The sequence below is a fragment of the Stenotrophomonas sp. JAI102 genome (assembly GCF_013409105.1).
Taxonomy (GTDB): Bacteria; Pseudomonadota; Gammaproteobacteria; order Xanthomonadales; family Xanthomonadaceae; genus Stenotrophomonas; species Stenotrophomonas maltophilia_AA.
In genome coordinates this window covers 1,667,710-1,691,690 of the sequence record NZ_JACCCI010000001.1, presented here as the reverse complement: position 1 = coordinate 1,691,690, position 23,981 = coordinate 1,667,710, and the positions used below count along the sequence as shown (strand labels likewise).

The window sequence follows — 23,981 nt, the reverse complement described above, 5'->3', positions numbered from 1 at the left end:
CCATTGGTCAGCCCGGTATGCCGCGACAGGTGCCTCAGCCGCGCTGCAGAGCCTGTCGCCCGGGTGCATCGGGCAGGTCGTCGCTGGCCAGCACCACCCGGTCGCGACCGCGTTTCTTGGCCTGGTACATCGCCGCATCGGCACGCGCCATCAGCCGCTCGTAGTCGGGATGGCCATCGTGCGCCGCCACGCCGATGCTGGTGGTCAGTGACAGCGTCGCGCCCGTGGCCAGCTGCACCGGGCTCTGCGCGATGTGCTTGCGCAGGTTCTCGGCGATCACTTCGGCCTGCACGTCGGTGGCGGCCACCAGCACCACCACGAACTCCTCGCCGCCGTAGCGGAACAGATAATCGCTGCCGCGGGTGAGCTGGCCCAGCAGGGCGGCCACGTGCTGAAGGGCGCGGTCGCCGCCGTCATGGCCATGCGCATCGTTGATCGCCTTGAAGTGATCCAGATCGAGCAGCAGCACCGAGAACGGGGTCTGCGTGGAATTGGCCAGTTCGATTTCGCGGCGCAGCACGGTCGGCAGGAAGCGGCGGTTGAGCAGGTTGGTCAGTGCATCGCTGCCGGCATCGAGTTCGCCGATCCGCTCGAACAACATGCCCATCAACGTACGGATCTGCGCCAGCCGCTCGCGGATGCCCTGCAACGCGCCGAAGCGCGCTGCGAAATCGGCATGCGCCAAGGCTTCCTGCAACTGCGTATCGACCGCGGCCACCAACGCACCGACCTGGCCGGTCTCGCTGCTTTCGCCGAAACTGGGAATGCCCTTGTGGGTGAACCACAGGCCGAACTCGGACTGCGCCAGTCCGGTGAGCTCCGCCTCGGCATTCTGGCTGGCCATCGCGTAAAGCAGGGCGTTTTCCCAGTCGAGCAGCAGGGCACGCTGCCGTTCGCGCTCGGTGCTGACGTTCTGCACCAGCGAGAACAGGCGATACGCCGCATCGGTGCGCGAGGAGCGCTCACGTGCATGGGTATAGGCGAGCGTCATGCCCTCCAGCGCGATATCCATCGACGCGCTGAGACAGTGGATCGCCGCGAACGCGGTGGCGCTTTCCTCGGCGTGCGCGATGATGCGATCGAACAGGCGGTGCTTGAGTACGCGCGCGCCGCGGGCGACCAGATCCACCGGGATGCCGACGCGGGCGTGCACGTCACCGATCACGCGCTGCGCGGCGACCAGCGCATTGATGCTGTCCGGCGTGGCGGTGAGGATCTGCTGCAGCCAGCGCTGCATCGCTGGCTTCAAGCGCAGCCGCACCTGGTCGTGCGAGAGGAAGCGGCCCGCGCGCGGGTCTTCAAGCAGCACATCGTAGAAGTGGTGGGCCAGCTCGGGCGGGCTTTCCGCCGACAGGCTCGCCAACAGTGCCGCCGCGGCGGCCGGCGTCTGCGCCAGCGTCTGGCTCCAGGCCAGCGCGAGTGGCTGGCTGGCATCATCAAGATTTGGAACGTTATGCACGATTGTCTTCCCGCCACACAGGCCGTCGAGAGGTAGCGGCCGGGCGCTGGTGTTATTGAGGTGCAAACTGAACGCTGCGGTAAGTGTAATAGTCTCCGCGCGAGGCGCTGCTTAACCTGCCGGCATTGTCCAGGAGAGCTTTCATGGGTCACGACCACGACCATCTGCCCAGCGAGATCCGCCACGAAAAACCGTTGTGGTGGGCGCTGGGGCTGACCACCACCTTCCTGCTGGTGGAGGTGGCCGGCGCGTTCTGGACCAACAGCCTGGCGCTGCTGTCCGATGCCGCGCACATGGCCACCGATACGCTCGCGCTGATGATCGCGCTGGTCGCGGTCCGGCTGAGCCGGCGCCCACCCGATGCCAAGCGCACCTACGGTTACGCACGGCTGGAAGCGCTCGGCGCGATGATCAACGGTGGCATGTTGTTCGTGGTGGCCGGCTACATTCTCTGGGAAGCCGTGCAGCGCTTCCGCGCCCCGCAGGAGATCGCGTCCACCGGCATGCTGGTGATCGCGGTGTTCGGGCTGGTCATCAACCTGATCTCGATGCGCCTGCTGCGCGCCGGCAGCGGCGAGAGCCTCAACGTCAAGGGCGCGTATCTGGAAGTCTGGGCGGACATGCTCGGCTCGGTCGCGGTGATCCTCGGCGCGCTGCTGATCCGTTGGACGGGCTGGAGGCCGATCGATCCGATCCTGGCCGTGCTGATCGGGCTGTGGGTGTTGCCGCGCACCTGGGTGCTGATGCGCGAAGCAATCAACGTGATGCTGGAAGGCGTGCCCAAGGGCATGGATGTTGCCGCGGTGCGTCGCACGCTGTGCGCGCATGATGGCGTGGCGGACGTGCACGATCTGCACGTGTGGGCGCTGGCCTCCAGCACGCCGGCACTGACCGCGCATGTGGTGATGGGCACCGGCGTGGATGCGGACCGACTGCGCCGCGAGCTGGGTGCCGATCTTCACGAGCAGTACGGCATCGACCACGTGACCCTGCAGATCGAGGCCGACCACTGTGGGGATCCGTGCAGCGTCGGCAGCCCGCGCGACCGGCATGCGGATGACCATGCGGGGCACGACCACGCCGCGCACGACCATGCCGGCCATGCGCACGGCAGCCACGACAGCCGCCGCGCTGCACCGGACGTGCAGGGCCACCACGGGCATCCGCATCCCTGAGGGCTGTCCTGGGGCCCACGGCGGACTGGCAGGGCAGGGTTGCCGCTACAATGCGGGCCTGCCTTGCCATCTGTCGGAGATACTGCAGTGACCCGGAAACTCGTACTGTTGCGCCACGGCCAGAGCCAGTGGAACCTGGACAACCGCTTCACCGGCTGGGTGGACGTGGAACTGACCGAACAGGGCCGCCGCGAGGCCGCCGCCGCCGGCCGCCTGATGCGTGAAGAAGGGCTGCAGTTCGATGTCGCCCACACCTCGGTGCTCAAGCGCGCCATTCACACCCTGCAGGGTGCCCTGGCCGAGCTGGACCAGGATTGGCTGCCGGTCAGCAAAAGCTGGCGCTTGAACGAGCGCCATTACGGCGGGCTGCAGGGCCTGGACAAGGCCGAGACCGCCGCCAAGCATGGCGAGGACCAGGTCAAGATCTGGCGCCGCTCCTACGACATCCCGCCGCCGGCGATGGACATCGAAGACCCGGGCCACCCGATCCACGACCGCCGCTACGCCGGCCTGGACCGCAACGCGCTGCCGGGCACCGAATCGCTGGCCACCACGCTGGACCGCGTGCTGCCGTACTGGTTCGATTCCATCGCCCCGCAGCTCAAGGACGGCAAGACCGTGCTGGTCACCGCACACGGCAATTCGTTGCGCGCGCTCTACAAGTACCTCAACAGCGTTTCGCAGGAAGCGATCCTGGAGCTCAACATCCCGACCGGCATTCCGCTGCTGTTCGAACTCAACGACGACCTGACGGTGCAGTCGTTCCGCTACCTGGGCGATCCGGAGGCGGCACGCAAGGCCGCTGAGGCCGTGGCAAACCAGGGCAAGGCGCGGTAGATACCCACCGTTGGTGGGTATGCATCCCGTCGGTGGGGATGCATCCCGTCGGTAGGGATGCATCCCGTCGGTAGGGATGCATCTGCCCGGTGTGTGCGGACCAACGGTCCGCACCTACCGACCGCAGGCGCTCCCACCTGTGACCTTTGGCCGGTCCGCCCCGGCTCCTCCCGCGCTACGCTGCCCGATTGCCCGTGAGCCGGGTGATGCATCCATCTGTAGCCGGAGAGTCGAATGAAGTTTTCCAAGCTGGTCCCGCTGGGCCTGACCGTCGCCATCGCCGTGTCGCTGGCCTCCTGCGGCAAGACCGATACCGCGCCTGCCGCCACCGCCGATGCGGCCAAGCCGGCGTTTGATCAGTCGCAGATCAAGACCGCGCTGATCTCGCTCAACACTGCCGATCTGGATACCGCCATCGCCGCCTGCACCGACCTCAACGGGTTCGTGAACAGCAAGTGGCTCACCGCCAACCCGGTCCCGAACGACCAGACCACCTGGGGCAGCTTCGAAATCCTGCGCGAGCGCTCGCTGGAAGTGCAGCACGCGCTGGTCCAGCAGGCGGCCGCCAGCCAGGCCAAGGCCGGCACGGTGGAAGCCAAGATCGGTGACATCTGGAAGACCGGCTCGGATGAAGCCAAGATCGAGGCCGCCGGCATCACCCCGCTGCAGCCGCAGCTGGACAAGATCGCCGCGCTGAACGACACCGCCGCCATCACCCAGTACCTGCGCGACAGCCAGGCACAGGGCCAGGGCGTGCTGTTCTCGCTGTTCGCCAATGCGGATTACAAGGACTCGGCCAACGTCATCGCGTACGTCGGCCAGGGCGGCCTGGGCCTGCCGGAGAAGGGCTATTACTTCGACGATGCGCAGACCAAGATCCGCGACGCCTATGTTGCCTACATCGCGCAGGTGCTGACCCTGTCCGGCGTCGATGCCGAGCAGGCCAAGACCCAGGCCAAGGCCGTGATGGACTTCGAAACGCGTCTGGCCAAGGCCTCGATGTCGCGCATCGACATGCGTGACCCGGCCAAGCGTTACAACCCGGTCAGCGCTGCCGACGCGGACAAGCTGACCCCGAACTTCAGCTGGACCGCCCTGTTCGACACCCTGAAGGTGCCGGCCGCGCAGAAGTTCTCGATGGCCCAGCCGGGCTTCTTCGGTGAAGTGGACAAGATGCTGGCCGACGTGCCGGCCGCCACCTGGCAGGCCTACCTGCGTTTCCACACCATCGATGACGCCTCGCCGTACCTGAGCAGCGCCTTCGAAAAGGCCAACTTCGATTTCTACAGCACCACCCTGCGTGGCCAGAAGGAAATGCAGCCGCGCTGGAAGCGCGTGCTGGAGTCGGTCAATGGTGCCATCGGCGAAGGCCTGGGCCAGATGTATGTCGACGCCGTGTTCCCGGCCGAGTCCAAGGTGCAGATGCAGCACCTGGTGGAGAACCTCTCGGTGGCGCTGAAGGCGCGCCTGGAGAAGCTGGAGTGGATGAGCGAAGACACCCGCAAGAAGGCGCTCGAGAAGTGGGCCAGCTTCACCCCGAAGATCGGCTATCCGGACAAATGGCGTGACTGGTCGGGCCTGGAAACCAACGGCGACAGCTACCTGGGCAACATGCAGGCGGCGCGCACGTTCAACTACCGCTACATGCTCAACAAGATCGGCAAGCCGGTCGACAAGACCGAGTGGGGCATGACCCCGCAGACCGTCAACGCCTACTACAACGCCACCAAGAACGAGATCGTGTTCCCGGCGGCGATCCTGCAGGCGCCGTTCTTCGACGCCAAGGCCGATCCGGCGCTGAACTACGGCGGCATCGGTGCGGTCATCGGCCACGAGATGATGCATGGCTACGACGACTCGGGCAGCCAGTTCGCCGCCAACGGCAACTTCGACAACTGGTGGACCGACAGCGACCGTTCCGCCTTCACCCAGCGTACCGACCAGCTGGTCGCTCAGTTCGACGGCTATGAATCGCTGCCGGGCGTGAACGTGAAGGGCAAGCTGACCCTGGGCGAGAACATCGGCGACCTGGGTGGCCTGACCGTGGCGTATGACGCGCTGCAGATGGCGCTGAAGGAAGACCCGAAGGCCAACGTCGAGGTCGACGGCTACTCGCAGGACCAGCGCTTCTTCATGAACTGGGCCACCGTGTGGCGCCGCAACTTCAATGAAGGCGAGCTGCGCGTGCGTCTGAACACCGATCCGCACGCCCCGGCCAACTTCCGTGCCAACGGCGCGCCGTCGAACATGCCGGCGTACGCGCAGGCGTTCGAGTGCAAGGCCGGCGACGCGATGGTGCGGGCCGACGACAAGCGCGTCGTGATCTGGTGATCGCACGCGGTTGAGTGCAACGAAAAACCCGGCATTCGCCGGGTTTTTTGTGGGCCATGCAGGGTGTGGTGCTAGACAGCAGTGGAGATCATGCGGGTGAACGTGGCGAACACGTCCGGATCGATCAGGCCGCCCTGCTGCTCGGCGAGGATGCTCATGGCCTTGGCGTGCGGCATCGGGCCACGGTAGGGGCGGTTGCTGGTCATCGCGTCGTAACCGTCGACGATGGTGAGCACACGGGCGCCCAGCGGGATCTCGCTGCCTTTCAGGCCGTCCGGATAACCGCCGCCATCGAAGGCTTCGTGGTGCGCGCGGATCAGGCGACCCACCGCCGCCGCGTCGCTGCGTCCGGTCGCGGCGAAAATGCGTTCGCCGCGCTCGGGATGGGTGCGCATGATCGCGCGCTGCTCGTCATCCAGGCGGGCCGGGTGCAGCAGCACGTCGTCGGGGATACCGATCTTGCCGATGTCGTGGAAGCGCGCGGCGAGCGCCAGATGCGCGCGCTCCGCCTCATCCAGGTCGCACAGGCGGCCGAGCTGTTCGCCCAGCAGGCCGACGCGGTCGCAGTGGAAGCGGGTGTATTGGTCGCGCATCTGCAGTGACATCGACAGGGCATCGATGGAACACGCCTGCGGATGGGCATCGTCGAACCGGGGGGACTCGAACATGGGGGCGTCCGGTGGTGGGCGGCCGCAAGACCGCCATCCTGGCAGGACGGCATGCCGCCCGTGCCGGTGGAAAGTTACCGCCTGGCGACCGGCGCCAGGCGTGACATCAGCGCGGGGACAGGGTCAGCAGCAACGCCTTGGCGGCACTGAAACGGTCTTCGGGCAGCGGCAGGGGATGTTTGATGCGCAGCTTGTCCGGCCCATCCATCGTGTACAGCTTGGGCTGCTTCTGGATCAGCTGGATCACCGCCATCGGGTCGATCTCCGGCTTGGGATTGAACACGATGCGCCCGCCGTTCTCGCCCAGTTCCAGCTTGCGGATGCCGAGCACGTTGGCCTGCAGCTTGAGTTCGGCAATCGCAAACAAGTGCTTGGCCGGGTCCGGCAGCAGGCCGAAACGGTCGATCATCTCCACCTGCAGTTCGCGCAGCTCGCCGGTATCGCGCGCACTGCTGATGCGCTTGTACAGGGTCAGGCGGGTATGCACGTCGGGCAGGTAGGCGTCGGGGATCAACGCGGGCACATGCAGTTCGACCTCGGCACCGCGCGCTTCTTCACCCGCATCCAGGTCCGGCAGCTTGCCCAGCCGGATGCTGCGCACCGCACGTTCGAGCAGCTCGGTGTACAGACTGAAGCCGACCTCGGCCATCTGGCCGCTCTGGTCCTCGCCGAGCAGCTCGCCGGCACCGCGGATTTCCAGATCGTGGGTGGCCAGGGTGAAGCCGGCGCCGAGCTCGTCCATCGAGGCGATCGCCTCCAGGCGCTTCTCGGCATCGGGCGTCATCGCGCGCTTGTCCGGGACCACCAGGTAAGCGTACGCACGGTGATGCGAGCGACCGACGCGGCCACGCAGCTGGTGCAGCTGGGCCAGGCCGAAGCGGTCGGCGCGGTTGATGATGATGGTGTTGGCGTTGGGGATGTCGATGCCCGATTCGATGATCGTGGTCGACAGCAGCACGTTGAACCGCTGCTTCTGGAAGTCCAGCATCACCCGCTCCAGCTCGCGCTCGGGCATCTGCCCATGCGCGATGCCGATGCGCGCTTCGGGCACCAGCTCGGACAGCTCGCGCTGCATGCGGCCGATGCTCTCCACGTCGTTGTGCAGGAAATACAGCTGGCCACCACGGGCCAGCTCGCGCTGGAACGCTTCGCGCAGCAGCGCGTTGTCCCAGGCGGTGATGAACGTCTTGACCGCCAGCCGGTTCGGAGGCGGCGTGGCAATGATCGACAGATCACGCAGACCGGCCATGGCCATGTTGAGCGTGCGCGGAATCGGCGTGGCGGTCAGCGTCAGCAGATGCACGTTGGCGCGCATCGCCTTCAGCGCTTCCTTCTGGCGCACACCGAAGCGCTGCTCCTCATCGACCACGACCAGACCGAGGTCCTTGAACTTTACGTCCGGCTGCAGCAGGCGATGGGTGCCGATGATGACGTCGATGGTGCCGGCGGCGACCTTCTCCAGTTCGGCCTTGATCTCCTTGGTGGATTTGAAGCGCGACAGCACCTCCACCTTGAGCGGCCAATCGGCGAAGCGATCGCGGAAATTGCGGTAATGCTGTTCGGCCAGCAGGGTGGTCGGCACCAGCACGGCGACCTGCTTGCCGGCGCTGGCGGCGGCGAACGCGGCGCGCACGGCGACCTCGGTCTTGCCGAAGCCGACGTCGCCGCAGACCACGCGGTCCATCGGTTGGCTGCTGGCCAGATCGCGCAGCGTCGCGTCGATCGCGGCGAGCTGATCCGGCGTTTCCTCGAACGGGAAGCCGGCCGCGAACGGCTCGTACATCGCGCGGTCGACATGCAGCGCCAGGCCGGCACGGGCACGGCGACGCGCCTGGATTTCCAGCAGCTCGGCGGCTACGTCGCGGACCTTTTCGGCCGCCTTGCGCTTGGCCTTGGTCCACTGCTCGCCACCGAGCGAATGCAGCGGCGCGGTTTCCGGCGAGGCGCCGGAATAGCGGCTGATCAGGTGCAGCTGGGCGACCGGCACATACAGGCGGTCGCCCTTGGCGTATTCGATTTCCAGGAACTCGCCGGGCATGCCGCCGGCATCGAGCACGATCAGGCCGCGGTAACGGCCGACACCGTGGTCTTCATGCACGATCGGCGAGCCTTCGCTGAGCTCGCCGAGGTCGCGGATGATCGCTTCGGGCTCGCGCCCGGCGCGGCGGCTGCGGCGCTGTTGGCCGGCACGTTCGGGGAACAGCTGGCGCTCGGTCAGCACCGCGATCGGCGGATTTTCCAGCGCGAAGCCATCTTCCAGCGGCGCCACGGTGATGCCGAAGCGCACGCTGTCGTCGGCCAGGAAGCCAGGCAGATCGGCGACCACCGGCGGCTTCAGCTCCGCGGCGAGCAGCACTTCCAGCAGCGCTTCGCGGCGGCCGGCGGAATCGGCGGCGATCAGCACCCGGCCCGGGTAATGACCGATGAAGGATTTCAGTGCCTCGGCGGCCGGGGCATCGCGCGCGGCCACCGGCAGCGGGGGCAGCGGCTGGTCGCCCAGCGGCTGTGCATCGCCGATGCGGTCGTGATCCGGCGGCCAGACTTCCACGCGGGCCAGTCCGTTGAGCGTGGCACGCAGCTGCTCGGGGCTGGCATACAGCTCTTCCGGCGCCAGCAGCGGGCGTTCGACATCATGACGGCGCTGCTCGTAGCGGTTCTGGGTCTGCGCCCAGAACGCGGCCGCGGCATCGAACACGTTCGGCGCCAGCACCGGCAGCACGTTGGGCTGCAGGTAATCGAGCAGGGTCGCGGTCCTGTCGAAGAACAGGGGCAGGTAGTACTCGATGCCGGCCGGTGCGATACCGGCCTTGAGATCCTGGTACAGCGCGCTGCGCCGGGTATCCACGTCGAAGCGCTCGCGCAGCGTGTTGAGCACGCGCGAGACGCTGAGATCATCCAGCGGTACTTCACGGCCGGGCAGCATGTGCACCGCCTCGACCTTGTCCAGCGAGCGCTGCGATTCCGGATCGAAGGCGCGGATCGAATCGATGTCTTCGTCGAGCAGTTCCACCCGCAGCGGCGCGTCGGCGCCCATCGGGTAGACATCGAGCAGGCCGCCACGCACGGCGAAATCACCCGGGTCCATCACCTGCGGCACGTTCCGGTAACCGGCCGATTCCAGGCGGCGTTTTTCCGCATCCAGATCCAGGCGCTGGCCGACGGTCAGGTCGAAGCTGCCACCGATGACGTACTTGAGCGGGGCCAGCTGCTGCAGCAGCGTCTGCACCGGCACCACCACGATGCCGCGCTTGAGCGCAGGCAGCGCGTGCAGCGCGGCCAGGCGCTGGGAAATGATGTCCGGGTGCGGGCTGAAGGCGTCGTAGGGCAGGGTTTCCCAGTCCGGGAACGCCACGATCGGCACGTCGCCGGCGGTGCCCAGCAGGGTGTGCAGGTCCGCTTCGATCTGGTTCGCGCCGTGGTTGTCGCGCGCGACCACCAGCAGCGGCCCGTCGTGCGACTGCGCCGCGCGGGCGATGTACCACGCCAGCGCTGTCGCCGAAGCGGGAGCGCGCCACCAGGCGCGGAGCTGTCCAGGACGTGGCAGCGGCGGTACGGGATAGGAGGTGCGTGACATGAACCGTCGATTTTAGCAGACCGCAGCGTGGCGGCCGCGTCATCCGGTGGCGGGCAGACGCACGGCCCGTGCCACGTTGCCGGTCGTGCCGGCCGCTGGCAGTCAACGGTAGTGCCGGCCGCTGGCCGGCTCCAGGCGATGCGTGATGTTCAGGGGAGCCGGCCAGCGGCCGGCACTACCGGGGCAAGGTCAGCCGGCCAGCGGCCGGCGCTACCGATCAGGGCGCGGAAAGGCGCCCCGTTTCAGCTGTCGAGTTCGAGCACCATGCGCACCAGACCGGGCGTGCCGTTGGGGTGCGGGATCGGCTGGAAGCCCAGCGAGGCGGCCAGCTGCTTCATCGGCTCGTTCTCTTCGGCGACATCGCCGTACAGGCGATCCAGGTACTTGCCGCGCGCCCACTTCACCAGCTTGCGCATCAGCTGCCGGCCCAGGCCCTGGCCGACCAGGAAGCGGCTGACCAGGATCGCGTACTCGGCTTCGCGGGTGCCGGGGATGATGGAGGCGCGCGCCACCGCACCCACCACGGCTTCACCGGCGGGCAGGGACTCGGCCGCGACCAGGGTGATTTCGCTCTTGGGATTGGGGTGGGTCAGGCGCTGCGTCGTTTCCGGCGACAGCTCGGTCACCGACTGCAGGAAACGGTCGCGGATCTCTTCGGGACCGAACAGACTGAAGGCAGCATGCAGCGGCGGGCCGTCTTCCGGCCGGATCGGGCGGATCAGCAGCTCGTGGCCACTGGGTGCCTTGAAAATCTCGTGCCAGGGCGGCATGCGGTTACGGGTAGCCATACCGGTGATTCCTTGGTGGTCTCAGGATTCTCGCATCCCGGGGGCAGCGTTCCGTGAACGGATCACTCACGCCCATGCGGCCGGGAGGAGCCGGCCAGGCCGGGGTTCCGGTCTGGCCTGGAGGGGTCATTCGGCCTGCTTGAGCCACTGCAGGCGGGTCGAGGCGCCGGCCTCGCCCAGGTGCTGCTTGAGCGCCGGCATCGCCGGGGCCAGGACCTGGTCGAACTGCCACGGCGGGTTGAGCAGCAACATGCCGCTGCCGTTGAGCCGCAGCGGGGAGTCGTCGGGACGGATCAGCAACTCGGCGGTCAGCACCGATTTCACCGGCAGGGCGCAGGCCTTGCGCAGGAAATGCAGGATGGTCCGGCGCTGCTTGATCGGGAACCAGATCGCGAAGCTTGCCTGCGGCCAGCGCGCCAGAATCTCGGTCACCGAGGCGATGATTGCCTGGTACTCGGCGTCCTGGCCCTCGTAGGGCGGATCGATCAGGACCAGCCCGCGGCCGATCTTCACGCCGTTGGCCTTGGGCGGCAGCAGCTTTTTATTCTGGGCGTAGCCGTCGGCGTGGTACACCGCGACGCGGCTGTCATGGGCGAACAGCGCCTTCAGCGCGGCGGCTTCGGCATCCTGGACCTCGCAGACCGCCATGCGGTCCTGCTCGCGCAGGGTCTGGGCGGTCAGCAACGGCGAGCCGGGGTAGCTGATCATCGCCCCGACCGGATTGTCGGCCTGGACCGCCTTGAGATAGCGCTCGACCACCGCCGGCAGCTGCGGCTGGGCCATCAGGCGCATCACGCCGTCCTCGGCCTCCAGCGTCTTGCGGCTTTCCTCGCTGGCCAGCAGGTAGCGGCCAGCGCCGCCGTGGGTGTCCAGCACGAAGAACGGGCTGTCCTTGCGCTTGAAGGTGTCGAGCAGGGCAAGCTGCACGATGTGCTTGAGCACATCGGCATGGTTGCCGGCATGGAAGGCGTGGCGGTAATTCATCGGGGCAGTGTACGGGGCGGCGGGCCCAGCGGCTATGCTGCGCGCATGAACCACCCCCTGCACAACGTCCTGGTGGTCGAGGACGAAACCGCCATCGCCGACACCGTTCTGTATGCGCTGCGCAGCGAAGGCTACGGTGCCCACCACAGCCTGCTCGGCGGGGAGGCGCTGGCCCGGCTGCGCCAGCAGGCGTTCGACGTGGTGGTGCTGGACGTCGGCCTGCCGGACATGAGCGGCTTCGAGGTCTGCCGCACGCTGCGCACCTTCAGTGAGGTGCCGGTGATCTTCCTGACCGCCCGTAATGACGAGTTCGACCGCGTGCTCGGGCTGGAACTGGGCGCGGACGATTACATGGCCAAGCCCTTTTCGCCGCGCGAGCTGGTGGCGCGGGTCCGTGCGCGCCTGCGCCGGTCGGCGGCGCCCGCGGAGACCTCGGGCTGGCAGCAATACGGCCGTTTCTCGATCGACCGCGAGGGCAGCCGGATCCGCTTCGGCGACCAGCCGCTGGACCTGACCCGTTACGAGTACGCGCTGATGGCGGCCCTGCTGCAGCGCCCCGGCGCGATCCTCAGCCGCGCCCAGCTGATGGACCGCGGGTGGGACAGTGACGCCGACAGCGCCGACCGCACGGTGGATACGCACGTGAAAACGCTGCGCGCCAAGCTGCGTGCCGCTGGCGCCGCGACCGACCCGATCCGCACCCACCGTGGCCTGGGCTACGCACTGGAGGTGTAGGCATGCGGCTGGGCCTGAAACTGTTCCTGGGCTTCTTCCTGATCGTGGGCATCGCCGCGTTCTTCGTGATGCGCATCTTCGTCAACGAAGTGAAGCCGGGCGTGCGCCAGGCGATGGAGTCGACGCTCGTCGATGCGGCCAACGTGCTGGCGGAAATGGCCGCGGCCGATCTCAAGGCCGGACAGATCCGCCAGGGCCGCTTCGTCGCCGACCTGGCCCGGGCGCAGCGGCGCGACCCCAAGGCGATGGTATGGCGGTTCCCCAAACGCACGCTGGATTATCAGGTCACCATCACCGATGCCAAGGGCATCGTGGTGTACGACTCGACCGGCCGCGATGTCGGCCGCGACAACTCGCGCTGGAATGACGTCTACCGCACGCTGCGTGGCGAATACGGCGCGCGTTCCAGCCCGGAAACCCCGGGCGACGATACCCACTCGGTGATGCACGTGGCCGCGCCGATCTTCGATCCGGCCGATGGGCAACGATTGATCGGCGTGCTGAGCCTGGCCCAGCCCAACCGCAGCATCGATCCGTTCATCGCGGCCAGCCAGCGCGCCATCATGAAACGTGGCGCGTGGTTGATCGGTCTCTCGGCACTGATCGGCCTGCTGATGACTGCGTGGCTGATGCATGGCGTGAGCCGGCTCAACCGCTATGCAAAGGCGGTCAGTGCCGGTGAGCCGGTGCCGCCCCCCAAGCCGCGCCGCGATGAGATCGGCGATCTGGGCCAGGCGCTGGAAACCATGCGCCGCAAGCTGGAAGGCAAGGCCTACGTCGAGCAGTACGTGCAGTCGCTGACGCATGAAATGAAGAGCCCGCTGGCCGCGATCCGCGGCGCGGCCGAACTGCTGCAGGAGCCGTTGCCGGATGCCGACCGCGCGCACTTCGCACGCAGCATCGAAGGCCAGGCGCAGCGCCTGACCGAAACCATCGACAAACTGCTGGCGCTGGCCGAGGTGGAGCAGTATGGCTGGCTGCAGAAGCATGAGCGGCTCGCGCTGGCACCGTTGCTGCAGGCCGCCGCCGACGCCGTGGCGGTACGTGCGCAGGCGGCCGGGGTGGTGATCGCGATCGACGTGCGGGCCGACAGCGTGCAGGGCGATGGCTACCTGCTGCGCCAGGCCCTCAACAACCTGCTGGAAAATGCCGTGGCTTTCTCGCCTGCCGGCAGCGCCATCACCCTCGGTGCGGGTGTGGAAGGCGAGGGCATCGCACTGACCGTGGCCGATCGCGGCAGCGGCGTGCCGGACTATGCGCTCGACCGTGTGTTCGAACGCTTCTATTCGCTGGCGCGTCCCGGCACCGGCCAGCGCAGCTCCGGCCTCGGCCTGTCCTTCGTGCAGGAAGTGGCGCGCCTGCACGGCGGCCGCGTGAGCCTGCGCAACCGCGATGACGGCGGCGCACAGGCAGTGCTGTGGCTGCCGTCGCGGCTGCCCGCGGTCCCGCCGCGGCGCTGACCGCCGCGCCACACTTCACACAGACTTCAAACCCGGCACAAACCCCGCACACCGGCGCGCGGGAAGCTGGCCCCCTCCCAACCGAGGACGGGTCATGAAATCCCTGAAGATGCTGCTGCGGTTCGCCATCGTGGGCGGGCTGATCCTGTTGCTGCTGATTCCGCTGAGCCTGATCAAGGGCGTGATCCGCGAACGCGAGGCGTACCGCGACGAGGCATACCAGCGCGTGGCGCAGAGCCGCGCCGGCGCGCAGATCCTGACCGGCCCGATCCGCGTGGTGCCGTGGACCGAGACCCGCGAAGTCGAGGTGGTGGACGCGGCCGGCACCAAGAAGAAGGAGAAGCAGGTCGAGCAGGGCCAGTGGCTGCAGATGCCGGCGACGCTGAAGGTGGACGGCGTGATGCAGCCGGACGAGCGCCGCGTCGGCTTGTTCCGCGTGCCGGTCTACAGTTGGAAGGCCACGGTCACCGCCGAATTCGCCGATGACGATTACCCGGTGAAGGCGGGCCGCGTCTACGGCGCCCCGTTCCTGACCGTGGGCATCGCCGACGTGCGCGGCCTGGTCGGTTCGCCGAACCTGCGGGTGGATGGCGATGCCCTGAACCTGCTGCCCGATGCCGGCGGCGTCAGTGGCATCGGCACCGGCCTGCATGTCGGCCTGCCGGGGCTGGAGGATGCACGCGGCGGGTTGCTCAAGGGCAGCAAGGTCGAGCTGGAGCTGGTGCTGGATGGCACCCGGTCGCTGTCGGTGGTGCCGGTCGGCGATGACAGCCGCATCGCGCTGCGCTCGCCGTGGCCGCATCCGCTGTTCGGTGGCAGTTTCCTGCCCAACGAGCGCAAGGTCGACGCGCAGGGTTTCGACGCGCAGTGGGCGGTGTCTTCGCTGGCCTCGCGTGCCCAGCATCAGCTGCGCAACCGCCCGGACATCGACGCCGAAGCCGTCAGCGTGGAGCTGGTCAACCCGGTCGATGTGTATACCCAGGCCGACCGCGCCAGCAAGTACGGCATCCTTTTCATCCTGCTCACCTTCGTCGGCTTCATCCTGTTCGAGCTGATCAAGCAGCTGCGCATCCACCCGCTGCAGTACCTGATGGTCGGCCTGGCACTGGCGATCTTCTTCCTGCTGCTGCTCAGCCTCTCCGAGCACATCGCCTTCTGGCAGGCCTATGCGCTCTCGGCACTGGCGTGCATCGGCATCCAGACCGTGTACCTGGCCGGGGTGTTGAAAAGCTGGAAACGTGGCCTGGGCTTCGCGCTGATGCTCAGCGCACTGTACGGCGCGCTCTACGGACTGCTGATCTCGGAGAACAACGCCTTGCTGATGGGCTCGCTGCTGCTGTTCGGCGTGCTGGCCGCGGTGATGTGGGTGACCCGCCGGGTCGACTGGTACGAACTCGGCGCGAGCCTGAAGTAAGGACCGACCATGAGCTGGCGTCGTTGTCTTCAGGAACGTATGCGCCGGGCGCTCCCCGCCCGGCTGGAGGTGGCCTCGCTGCTGGACGGCGAGGCGCCGGGATGGCCGTCGCCACTGATGGCACTGCCGGGCGCGCAGGGGGCACCGGGCCTGGTCCGCTTCGGGCTGGCCCCGGTCACCTGCGAGGCGATCGCAGCGCAGGGACTGCGCTTTCTGGAACAGGCACGGCAGGCGCGCGGGCGCCTGCCGCTGCCGCAGTGGTGTGGCGAGTATCGGCCGTGGCGCGAAGGTGCCCAGGCCCTGCGCGAGATCGGCATCCGCGGCTTGCCCGGCGACTGGCCCGAGCATGCGCCGGTCTACGCCAGCGCCTCACTGGACCGCAGCCGCTGGTTGCTGGTGCTGCCGACCCGCGGCCAGCTCTGGTACGGCTGGATGGACGGACCATGACTCTTGGCCCGGGGGTACCGGGCCAGCGCTCGATAGACTCGGGGATTGTTCGTGGTCTGGCCGAAAGGCGGGGGTAATCGTGTTCAAGTGGGGCATGTTGAGCGTGGCACTGGCATTGAGCGGCGTCGCCGATGCACAGACGAAGGAAACGGTGGACCTGGACATGGTCAGCCGCATCCGTCAGGAAGCCTTCCACCGATCACAGGTGATGGCGACCTTCAGCCATCTGACCGAGCAGATCGGCCCGCGCCTGACCAATTCCCCCGCGATGGGCGAGGCCAACACCTGGACCCGCAGCAAGTTCAACGCGTGGGGCCTGGTCAATGTGCACGACGAGGCGTTCGACGCGTTCGGCCGCGGCTGGGAATTCAGCAACGCCAGCGTGGAACTGCTGAGCCCGCGCGTGGCGCCGCTGTATGCGCTGCCGAAGGCCTGGACGCCCGGCACCAACGGTCCGGTCGAAGGCGAGGTGATCAAGGTCGAGATCAAGAAGCTGGCCGACCTGGATCAGTACAAGGGCAAGCTGGCCGGCAAGATCCTGCTGCTCAACGATGCGCGCGATTACGAGCGGGCCACCAAGTCCGATTCGCACCGCCACGATGACGCCGGCCTGGCCGAGCTGCAGGTGTTCGCGGTGCCCAAGGATGTCGCCGATGCCAAGGCCGACCGGGCCAAGAAGGCCAAGGAATATCTGGAGAAGCAGGCGCTGACCCGCGCCACCAATGCCTTCTTCGCCGAGCAGGGGGTGCTGGCCACGATCAGCATCAGCGGTTGGGACAACGGCATCATCCGCGTCGGCGGCGGTGGCTCGCGCAAGGCCGGTGAACCGGTCGGCGTGCCCGAACTGGCGATGATGGCCGAGCACTACAATCAGCTGGTGCGGGCGGTCGACCAGAAGCAGGCAGTCAAGCTGCGGGTGAATGTCGAGGCCCGCTTCACCGATGCGCAGGACCAGCCCGGCTACAACACGCTGGCCGAGATCCGCGGCAGCAGCAAGGCCGACGAGATCGTGATGCTGGGGGCGCACATGGATTCCTGGCACACCGGCACCGGCGCGGCCGACAACGCCGCCGGCGTGGCGGTGATGATGGAAGCCATGCGCATCCTCAAGGCGGTGGGTGCCAAGCCCAAGCGCACCATCCGCGTGGCGCTGTGGAGCGGCGAGGAGCAGGGCCTGATCGGCTCGCAGGACTATGTGTCCAAGCACTTCGCGCGCTACCCGGAGCCGACCGACCCGGCGCAGCTCACGCTGCCGGCCTCGATGCGTGAGCCGACCGGCGCCCTGCAGCGCCAGCGCGATTACGACAGATTCTCGGCGTACTTCAACATGGACAACGGCTCGGGCCGCTTCCGCGGCATCTATGCGCAGGAGAACCTGGCCGCGGTGCCGATCTTCGAAGCGTGGCTGGCCCCGTTCCATGATGTCGGCGCGACCACCGTGGCGACCCGCAATACCGGCAGCACCGACCATATCGCGTTCGATCGCGTCGGCCTGCCCGGGTTCCAGTTCATCCAGGATCGCCTGGATTACTTCACCAACGTCCACCACAGCAACCTGGACACCTGGGACCACGCCGAGCCGGAAGACCTTAAGCAGGCCGCCGCCATCGTCGCCTCGTTCGTGTACAACGCGGCGATGCGTGATGAAAAGCTGCCGCGCAAGCCGTTGCTGGCGCCCTGAGAGGCACCGCGGGACCGCCCGGAGAGGGCGGTCCCGGCCATGCCGGGCAACGAGTGCCCGGTTTGCGGCCGGGGCGGGGTAAAATTGCCGGGATTCCGTTTCCCGCCCTGAGCCCTCCATGACCTGCCGCACCCGTTTTGCCCCCAGTCCCACCGGCTACCTGCACATCGGTGGCGCCCGCACTGCGCTGTATTGCTGGCTGGAGGCCCGCCACCGCGGCGGCGAGTTCGTGCTGCGCATCGAAGATACCGACCGCGAGCGCAGCACCCAGGGCGCGATCGACGCGATCCTGGAGGCGATGGAGTGGCTGGGCCTGGGCTATGACGAAGGTCCGATCTACCAGACCCAGCGCGTGGCCCGTTACCTGGAAGTGGCCGAGCAGCTGGTCGCCGACGGCAAGGCCTACTACGCCTACGAGACGCGCGAAGAACTGGACGCGATGCGCGAGGCCGCCATGGCCAAGCAGGAAAAGCCGCGTTACAACGGCGCCGCGCGCGATCTGGCCCTGCCGTACAGGGACGACCCGAACCGCGTGATCCGCTTCAAGAATCCGCTGGAAGGCACGGTGGTGTTCGATGACCTGATCAAGGGCCGCATCGAGATCGCCAACAGCGAGCTGGACGACATGGTGATCTTCCGTCCGGACGGCTTCCCCACCTATAACTTCGCGGTGGTGGTGGACGACTGGGACATGCGCATCAGCGAGGTCATCCGCGGCGACGACCACATCAACAACACCCCGCGCCAGATCAATCTCTATGAAGGCATCGGTGCGCCGGTGCCGAAGTTCGGGCATATGCCGATGATCCTGGACGAGCAGGGCGCCAAGCTGTCCAAGCGCACCGGTGCGGCCGACGTGATGCAGTACAAGGACGCCGGTTACCTGCCCGACGCGCTGCTGAGCTATCTGGCCCGCCTGGGCTGGTCGCATGGTGACCAGGAGCTGTTCAGCCGCCAGGAGCTGATCGATCTGTTCGATGTGACCCACTGCAATTCCAAGGCCGCGCGCCTGGACATGGCCAAGCTGGGCTGGGTCAACCAGCACTTCCTGAAGACCGAGCAGCCGGCCGACATCGCCCCGCACCTGGTCTACCAGCTGAACAAGCTGGGCCTGGATCTGAACGCCGGTCCGGCGCCGGCGGACGTGGTGGTGGCGCTGCGCGACCGTGTGCAGACGCTGAAGGAAATGGCCGAGAAGGCGGTGGTCTGGTACCAGCCGCTGACCGAGTACGACGAGGCCGCCGTGGCCAAGCACTTCAAGCCGGGCGCGGAACTGGCGCTGGGCAAGGCGCGCGAGCTGTTGGGCGCGGCAGGGGAGTGGACGGTGGAGAGCGTGTCGGCCGCCCTGCACGATGTCGCAACGGCGCTGGAGATCGGCATGGGCAAGGTCGCCCAGCCGCTGCGCGTGGCCATCACCGGCACCCAGGTCAGCCCCGACATTTCGCAGACGGTGTTCCTGGCCGGACGTGAAGAGGCCTTGAAACGCATCGACGTCGCACTCACTAAAGTACCGACGGCCTGACCACAGGAGACCGCGCATGTCCGCAAAGACCGCTTGTACCGCTCCGCACCATCATGTTCACGATGCCTCCGACTTCGTGAAGGTGGTCGAACGCGTGTGCTCGGAACGCGGGCTGCGGCTGACGCCGATCCGCGCGAACGTGCTGCGCCTGATCGCCGAGGCCGGGAAACCGGTCAAGGCGTATGAGTTGCTGGAGTGGGTACGTAATGGCAAGGGCGTCGGTGCCGACGCGCCGCCGACGGTGTACCGCGCGCTGGATTTCCTGATGGCCAATGGCTTCGTGCACAAGCTGGAGTCGGTGAACGCGTTCGTGGCGTGCCACCATCCGAGCAGTGCGCAGCATTCGGTGCCGTTCCTGATCTGCAACAGCTGCCACAGTGCGGTCGAGCTGGAGGACAAGGAGATTGTCAGCCAGCTGGAGAAGCGGGCGAAGGAGCTGGGGTTCCAGCCCCAGGCGCAGACGCTGGAAGTGCATGGCCTGTGCGCGCGCTGTGCGGGGTAGGTACCGACCGGTGGTCGGTACGCTGTTGATGTTGAAAAGCCGCGCACCTGCGCGGCTTTTTGTTTCCGCGCGAGAGCAGCTGTAAAGCAGCCACTCTGTTTCCCCCGGCTCGCTTCCCGACGGTTTCGTAATGGGGGTGGGGAAGGGCGCAGGGCATTCGACCCGTACGCGCCGGATGACGTCACGCCTGTCGGCTACGTTGCGCTGTTCCGTGCGCGCTTGATCTGCCATTTCTGTATTGCGTTGGGCGCCGTGTACGTTGGATCGAGGCGGCGCTTGATCGTTTTGACGGCCATCTTCCGCGCTGCGATGAGTGTGGGAGCGTCCAACACCAGCGCCTGTGCCCAGGCGAGTGCCTCGGGCGTGGTCGCGCCGCGCAGGGTATACAGGCAGAGGCTGCGCAGCCGATCGGTGGGCGCGTCGCTCCAGGCGCGCACGAGGAGTCGATGCAATCGCTGCCGGGTTGTATGCGGGACCGGCACGCCATCGTCGAACGACAGCAGTGAATTCAGTCCGCTCACGGCCTTCCATGCGGGATGCGCGGGGTCATCGCCATGCCAGTCGCTGTCTTCGCCAAAGGCAAGCAGCGCCTCCACGGCGTCGACGCTCCGCACGCTTTCGAGCACGCCGATCGCGATGTCTGCCATCGCCGATTCCGCGAGCAGTGGCTGCACTGCGGGTACGCCGCCCCTTGCGAACGCTGCGCAGGCGCGCGCCCATCGGCCAAAGGGCACGACGCGGCTTCCATCGGGCAGCAGGCCGTCGTCCAGCCAGCCATACAGTGCCGACAGCCGCTCGATTTTCGCCGCGCCTTCCTCGCCGTGGGCCAGGGCGAAGGTGATCAGGTGTTCGACCTCCAGCGCGCCACCTTTGAAGGCCGGTGCGCTGCCCTTGGCGGCCTTCTGTGCAAGTGTGTTGAACTTCATCGCAGCCGCATCACGGCGTCGCGTCGGCCGGCTTACGCCTTTCCGCGGCGGTATCCACCTTGACGATCACCGACATGCCGGGCCGCAGCCGCGGTGCCAGCGGCTGATCGGGGTCGATGGAAATGCGGATCGGCAGGCGCTGGACGACCTTGGTGAAGTTGCCGCTGGCGTTGAACAGGAGCATCGCGATAGTCTCGCCGAAAACCGGTCTTCGGGGCATAGTGAGATCAAGTGTTCTGGTTCGATCTTATTTTGGCTAGCCCGTTCGCGAGAATTTTTATGTTCCCAGGATTTCCTCCACGGTCGATGTAGTCAGACCTCTTGGGAAAAAATTCCGCGAACAAGCGATCTGCCGCCACAGATAGATTGGACTGGCGGAGGATGGGGTCAACTTTCAAGGAGTCATCTTCATTGACTGGGTCGATATCAATGAGTTGGTTTTCCTTTAGAAACCTCATCAGGATGGTCGTCATTTCAGTTATATCGGATCGATATTTAAGGTCCTTGCTGCGGCTGAGCAACATGACCATTCTGACTCGCCGCTGTTGTCACGTCGGCACTCGTTGCCGACGTGTCAATCGAGCAAATGCCCAACCTGTTTCATTCGCCTTGTCAATTCCTGGGTCAGCTGCGGCACCCGGGCGATCAGCTCGGCATGCGTGTAGAGAATCGCTTCCATTGCGGTGAGCAGGCCGGCGATGCGCGCCTTGGGGTCGTCGATACGGCAGTGGGCCTTGCCAAACTCCAGCAGGTCCAGCCGTGCCGTGAACAGGTTCCTGCTCCGGTTCAGCGACAACGCCAGCGTGTCGTCCGGCAGGTAGCACGTAGTACAGACAATGTCGTACGCCGGTGACAGGCGCACGTCCTGGGCTTGCGGGGTGCTGTACAGCAGGCCGAAGTTCTTCAGATGCGCATCGCCGTTGCCCACCATGCATGAAAGTGCGACCTGGTCGAACAGCTGTGCCAGCGATGTACCACGATGGGTCGGTTCGCAGTATGCCGCCACGACGGTAGCCACGTTCTCGTAGCTGCTGTCGTACTTGAACTCCGCATCCAGGCCCATCAGTACCGCTGCATCCTCGAAGCCGAGCGCGAATCCCGAGGCATCCCGGTCGAAGCGGCGCATCACGAAGCGGTTGAGGTCCTCGGATAGATGGAATTCGGCAACCGGGATGCCGGCGTCGCGGGCAATGCTCATGCACACGAACTCATTGATGGGTAGCCCGGCATAACCGTTTCCGGATGCCTTCACGATCAACTCCGGCGTAGACAGCATCGCCTGGTAATACAGCGGATCGACCTGCTCGGGAACCAGCAGTTTGGGCTGCACGCCGGAGACGCCGGTGCGCATCAGATAGTCGTTGGTCAACTGCTCGAACAGGTTGCTGGTGCCTTCGTGCGCCAACAGTTCGGCGAGCGGGATGGCTGCTGCTGGCCTCTGAACAGAATCCGGCAGCGACAGCCGTACCCGTCCGATGCCCGCTTCGCTGCTGGTCAATGCCAGCAGCATCATCGGGTCCAGTCGCGAGGTTTTGGCAAAGCGCGCGCGAAGCCGTTCCAGCACGAACCCTTCCGGAAGATTCATCTGGAAGATGGGGAATAGGGTGTTCGCCTGGTACTGCAAGGCCCGCCGTGGCATGCCCAGGGAAATTTCGGCCGCCAGGGTGGCTTGCCGGTCGTAGTCGAACAGATAGCTGTCCGAGCGCGACAGTGTGCCGGACAGGCCTTGGGGAGTGGATGCGACCAGATAGTCAGCCATGGCCGCTCATCTTTTTTGTGGTGGCTGTGTGCGGCTGGGCCTGCAGCAGCGACCGGATCTCCTCGGTGGTGGGGCGGCGCACCGGAACCGTCGCCAGTTCGGCGCCCATCGCCTCCACCAAGGCCACGAACGAACCCAGTGAGAGCCCCGGGCTGCCCTTTTCAGCGTTGATGACCGCTTTGCGGGTTGTGCCCGCCCTGGCTGCGAGCTCAAGCTGGCTCAATCCCCGCTGCTTGCGGAGGTCGCGGAGCGACTGGCCAACGCGTGCGAGAATAATGTCGTTCATGTTCTATATAAAGCACATTTTATTTGGATGTGCCAAATATAGCACTTTAGATGTGCCATATACAGATCATATTTAGTATATGTTCCATGTATGGGACATTTCGCGGTCTCCGCTTGCGCTTGGCCCGCAACTGGCCGGCATCGATGCGCAGGATCGGGGTCGCCCCGCTGGTCATTGGATGGACCCGCCTCTCGCCGTGGCGCCCAGACGCCTCGGCAATTACCGATACCGTGCTCCGTCGCGACGGACCGCTTCACTGCTGCCGGATCGGCTCGGCAGCGGTATCCACCTTGACGATCACCGACATGCCGGGCCGCAGACGCGGTGCCAGCGGCTGATCGGGGTCGATGGAAATGCGGATCGGCAGGCGCTGGACGACCTTGGTGAAGTTGCCGCTGGCGTTGTCCGGGCGCAGCACACTGAACTCCGAGCCGGTGGCCGGTGCGATCTGTTCGATGTGGCCGTGCAGCTTCTGGCCGTCGAAGGCATCCACGGTGAAGGTGGCCGGCTGCCCGATGCGCATCTTCCAGGTCTGGCCTTCCTTGAAGTTGGCGACCACCCACAAGGTGTCGGGCACCAGGAACAGCAGCTGCGAGCCGGCGGTGACGTATTGGCCCAGGCGCACCGACGCTTCGCTGACCTGGCCGTCGCGCGGGGCCTGGATCACCGTGTTGGCGAGGTCGATCCTGGCCAGTTCCAGCTGGGCCTGGGCCGTCTCGACGCGGGCCTCCAGTCCTTTCCGGGCGACCTGGGTGGAGGTGAGGGTTTCCTCGGCGATGCGGATCTGGGCCTGCGACTGCTGCACGCTGGCCTGCGCGGATTGCGTGGTGGTGCGGAACTTGTCGCGGTCGTTGAGGGCGGCCAGCTGCTGCGCGGCAAGTTCCTCGTAGCGCTTCAGCTCGGTACGCGAGCGCGAGAGCTCAGCCTGGCCGGCGGAGAGGTTGGCCTGGGCGGCCTGGATCTGGGCGCGGTTCTGCGCCTGGGACTGGTCGGAGTTGGCCAGTGCGGCCTTCGCGCTGTCCAGGTCCGCTTCGGCCTGCACCACTTTCTCGCGGTAGATGCGGTCGTCGATGCGCAGCAGCGGCTCGCCCTGTTTGACGTGCTGGAAGTCCTTGACCAGCACCTCGGTGACGTAGCCGTTGACCTGCGGTGCGAGCACGGTGATCTGGCCGCGCACGTAGGCATTGTCGGTGGTCACCCGCGCCGTTTCGAACGGCCACAGTGACCAGGCGCGCAGGATGAGTGCGATGCCGATCAACGCGACCACGATCATGAGGATCACGGCACGCAGGCTGGGTTTGAGGTACTTGGGCACGCCCGACGGCGCGGCCGTCGGCGGCGGCGCAGGGGCGGGCGCGGCGTCGGTCGGCGGAGGTGGGTTGACGTTTTCCGGGGCGTCGTCGTCGTGCGGCGGTTGGGTCGACATGGGCGGG

The 23,981-nt window shown here is 66.6% G+C and carries 21 protein-coding genes; 10 read left to right on the top strand and 11 right to left on the bottom strand.

The genetic code is table 11. The features are described 5' to 3' along the window. Window positions 1-34: 34 nt before the first annotated feature. Window positions 35-1,459: a diguanylate cyclase gene (locus HDC96_RS07875; RefSeq protein ID WP_179459434.1), complete on the bottom strand. Its 1,425-nt coding sequence runs from the start codon at window positions 1,457-1,459 to the stop codon at window positions 35-37. A 143-nt stretch (window positions 1,460-1,602) separates the two neighbouring features. Between HDC96_RS07875 and HDC96_RS07870 the strand changes: the two genes are divergently transcribed. The 3 genes from HDC96_RS07870 to HDC96_RS07860 all read left to right on the top strand — a co-directional run bounded on the left by HDC96_RS07870 (window position 1,603) and on the right by HDC96_RS07860 (window position 5,802). After that, window positions 1,603-2,634 carry a cation diffusion facilitator family transporter gene (locus HDC96_RS07870; protein WP_179459433.1) on the top strand — a complete coding sequence of 344 codons (1,032 nt, stop codon included), beginning with the start codon at window positions 1,603-1,605 and terminating at the stop codon, window positions 2,632-2,634. A gap of 87 nt (window positions 2,635-2,721) precedes the next feature. Further along, complete coding sequence (gene gpmA, locus HDC96_RS07865; protein ID WP_179459432.1) at window positions 2,722-3,471, top strand: 2,3-diphosphoglycerate-dependent phosphoglycerate mutase; 750 nt, start codon at window positions 2,722-2,724, stop codon at window positions 3,469-3,471. Window positions 3,472-3,705: 234 nt separating this feature from the next. Then, on the top strand, window positions 3,706-5,802 hold the full coding sequence (locus tag HDC96_RS07860; protein WP_179459431.1) for a M13 family metallopeptidase: 2,097 nt from the start codon (window positions 3,706-3,708) through the stop codon (window positions 5,800-5,802). Window positions 5,803-5,873: 71 nt separating this feature from the next. Here the strand turns inward: HDC96_RS07860 and HDC96_RS07855 are convergent, their stop codons facing one another. From HDC96_RS07855 to rlmJ, 4 genes are all read right to left on the bottom strand, one after another. Next, window positions 5,874-6,470, bottom strand: a complete 597-nt coding sequence (locus tag HDC96_RS07855) for an HD domain-containing phosphohydrolase (RefSeq protein ID WP_179459430.1) — start codon at window positions 6,468-6,470, stop codon at window positions 5,874-5,876. Window positions 6,471-6,576: 106 nt separating this feature from the next. Next, window positions 6,577-10,044 carry a transcription-repair coupling factor gene (gene mfd, locus HDC96_RS07850; RefSeq protein ID WP_179459429.1) on the bottom strand — a complete coding sequence of 1,156 codons (3,468 nt, stop codon included), beginning with the start codon at window positions 10,042-10,044 and terminating at the stop codon, window positions 6,577-6,579. Between the two features lie 242 nt (window positions 10,045-10,286). Next, window positions 10,287-10,832, bottom strand: a complete 546-nt coding sequence (locus HDC96_RS07845; RefSeq protein ID WP_019184458.1) for a GNAT family N-acetyltransferase — start codon at window positions 10,830-10,832, stop codon at window positions 10,287-10,289. A 126-nt stretch (window positions 10,833-10,958) separates the two neighbouring features. Further along, window positions 10,959-11,816: a 23S rRNA (adenine(2030)-N(6))-methyltransferase RlmJ gene (rlmJ, locus tag HDC96_RS07840; protein ID WP_179459428.1), complete on the bottom strand. Its 858-nt coding sequence runs from the start codon at window positions 11,814-11,816 to the stop codon at window positions 10,959-10,961. 45 nt (window positions 11,817-11,861) lie between these two features. Between rlmJ and creB the strand changes: the two genes are divergently transcribed. The 7 genes from creB (at window position 11,862) to HDC96_RS07805 (ending at window position 19,577) form a co-directional block, all read left to right on the top strand. Beyond that, a complete protein-coding gene (creB, locus tag HDC96_RS07835; protein ID WP_179459427.1) occupies window positions 11,862-12,551 on the top strand; it encodes a two-component system response regulator CreB in 690 nt (229 codons plus the stop codon). 2 nt (window positions 12,552-12,553) lie between these two features. Further along, complete coding sequence (gene creC, locus HDC96_RS07830; RefSeq protein ID WP_179459426.1) at window positions 12,554-14,011, top strand: two-component system sensor histidine kinase CreC; 1,458 nt, start codon at window positions 12,554-12,556, stop codon at window positions 14,009-14,011. A gap of 94 nt (window positions 14,012-14,105) precedes the next feature. Then, window positions 14,106-15,425: a cell envelope integrity protein CreD gene (gene creD, locus HDC96_RS07825; RefSeq protein ID WP_179459425.1), complete on the top strand. Its 1,320-nt coding sequence runs from the start codon at window positions 14,106-14,108 to the stop codon at window positions 15,423-15,425. A gap of 9 nt (window positions 15,426-15,434) precedes the next feature. Beyond that, window positions 15,435-15,872: a hypothetical protein gene (locus HDC96_RS07820; protein ID WP_179459424.1), complete on the top strand. Its 438-nt coding sequence runs from the start codon at window positions 15,435-15,437 to the stop codon at window positions 15,870-15,872. A gap of 94 nt (window positions 15,873-15,966) precedes the next feature. Further along, complete coding sequence (locus HDC96_RS07815) at window positions 15,967-17,553, top strand: M20/M25/M40 family metallo-hydrolase (protein WP_179459649.1); 1,587 nt, start codon at window positions 15,967-15,969, stop codon at window positions 17,551-17,553. Window positions 17,554-17,671: 118 nt separating this feature from the next. Then, complete coding sequence (gene gltX, locus HDC96_RS07810; protein WP_179459423.1) at window positions 17,672-19,075, top strand: glutamate--tRNA ligase; 1,404 nt, start codon at window positions 17,672-17,674, stop codon at window positions 19,073-19,075. 16 nt (window positions 19,076-19,091) lie between these two features. Then, window positions 19,092-19,577, top strand: a complete 486-nt coding sequence (locus tag HDC96_RS07805) for a Fur family transcriptional regulator (RefSeq protein ID WP_019184450.1) — start codon at window positions 19,092-19,094, stop codon at window positions 19,575-19,577. Between the two features lie 194 nt (window positions 19,578-19,771). Here the strand turns inward: HDC96_RS07805 and HDC96_RS07800 are convergent, their stop codons facing one another. From HDC96_RS07800 to HDC96_RS07775, 6 genes are all read right to left on the bottom strand, one after another. Continuing rightward, window positions 19,772-20,503: a hypothetical protein gene (locus HDC96_RS07800; RefSeq protein WP_179459422.1), complete on the bottom strand. Its 732-nt coding sequence runs from the start codon at window positions 20,501-20,503 to the stop codon at window positions 19,772-19,774. Between the two features lie 10 nt (window positions 20,504-20,513). Then, on the bottom strand, window positions 20,514-20,687 hold the full coding sequence (locus HDC96_RS07795; RefSeq protein ID WP_179458227.1) for a hypothetical protein: 174 nt from the start codon (window positions 20,685-20,687) through the stop codon (window positions 20,514-20,516). A 43-nt stretch (window positions 20,688-20,730) separates the two neighbouring features. After that, on the bottom strand, window positions 20,731-21,027 hold the full coding sequence (locus tag HDC96_RS07790; protein WP_179459421.1) for a hypothetical protein: 297 nt from the start codon (window positions 21,025-21,027) through the stop codon (window positions 20,731-20,733). A gap of 50 nt (window positions 21,028-21,077) precedes the next feature. After that, on the bottom strand, window positions 21,078-22,262 hold the full coding sequence (locus HDC96_RS07785; RefSeq protein WP_179459420.1) for a type II toxin-antitoxin system HipA family toxin: 1,185 nt from the start codon (window positions 22,260-22,262) through the stop codon (window positions 21,078-21,080). Continuing rightward, window positions 22,255-22,548 (bottom strand): helix-turn-helix domain-containing protein, encoded by a 294-nt coding sequence (locus HDC96_RS07780; RefSeq protein ID WP_179459419.1) that lies wholly within the window; start codon window positions 22,546-22,548, stop codon window positions 22,255-22,257. Before HDC96_RS07780 ends, HDC96_RS07785 begins: the two co-directional genes overlap by 8 nt. Before the next feature lie 253 nt (window positions 22,549-22,801). After that, window positions 22,802-23,974 carry an HlyD family secretion protein gene (locus tag HDC96_RS07775; RefSeq protein WP_179459418.1) on the bottom strand — a complete coding sequence of 391 codons (1,173 nt, stop codon included), beginning with the start codon at window positions 23,972-23,974 and terminating at the stop codon, window positions 22,802-22,804. Window positions 23,975-23,981: the final 7 nt, after the last annotated feature.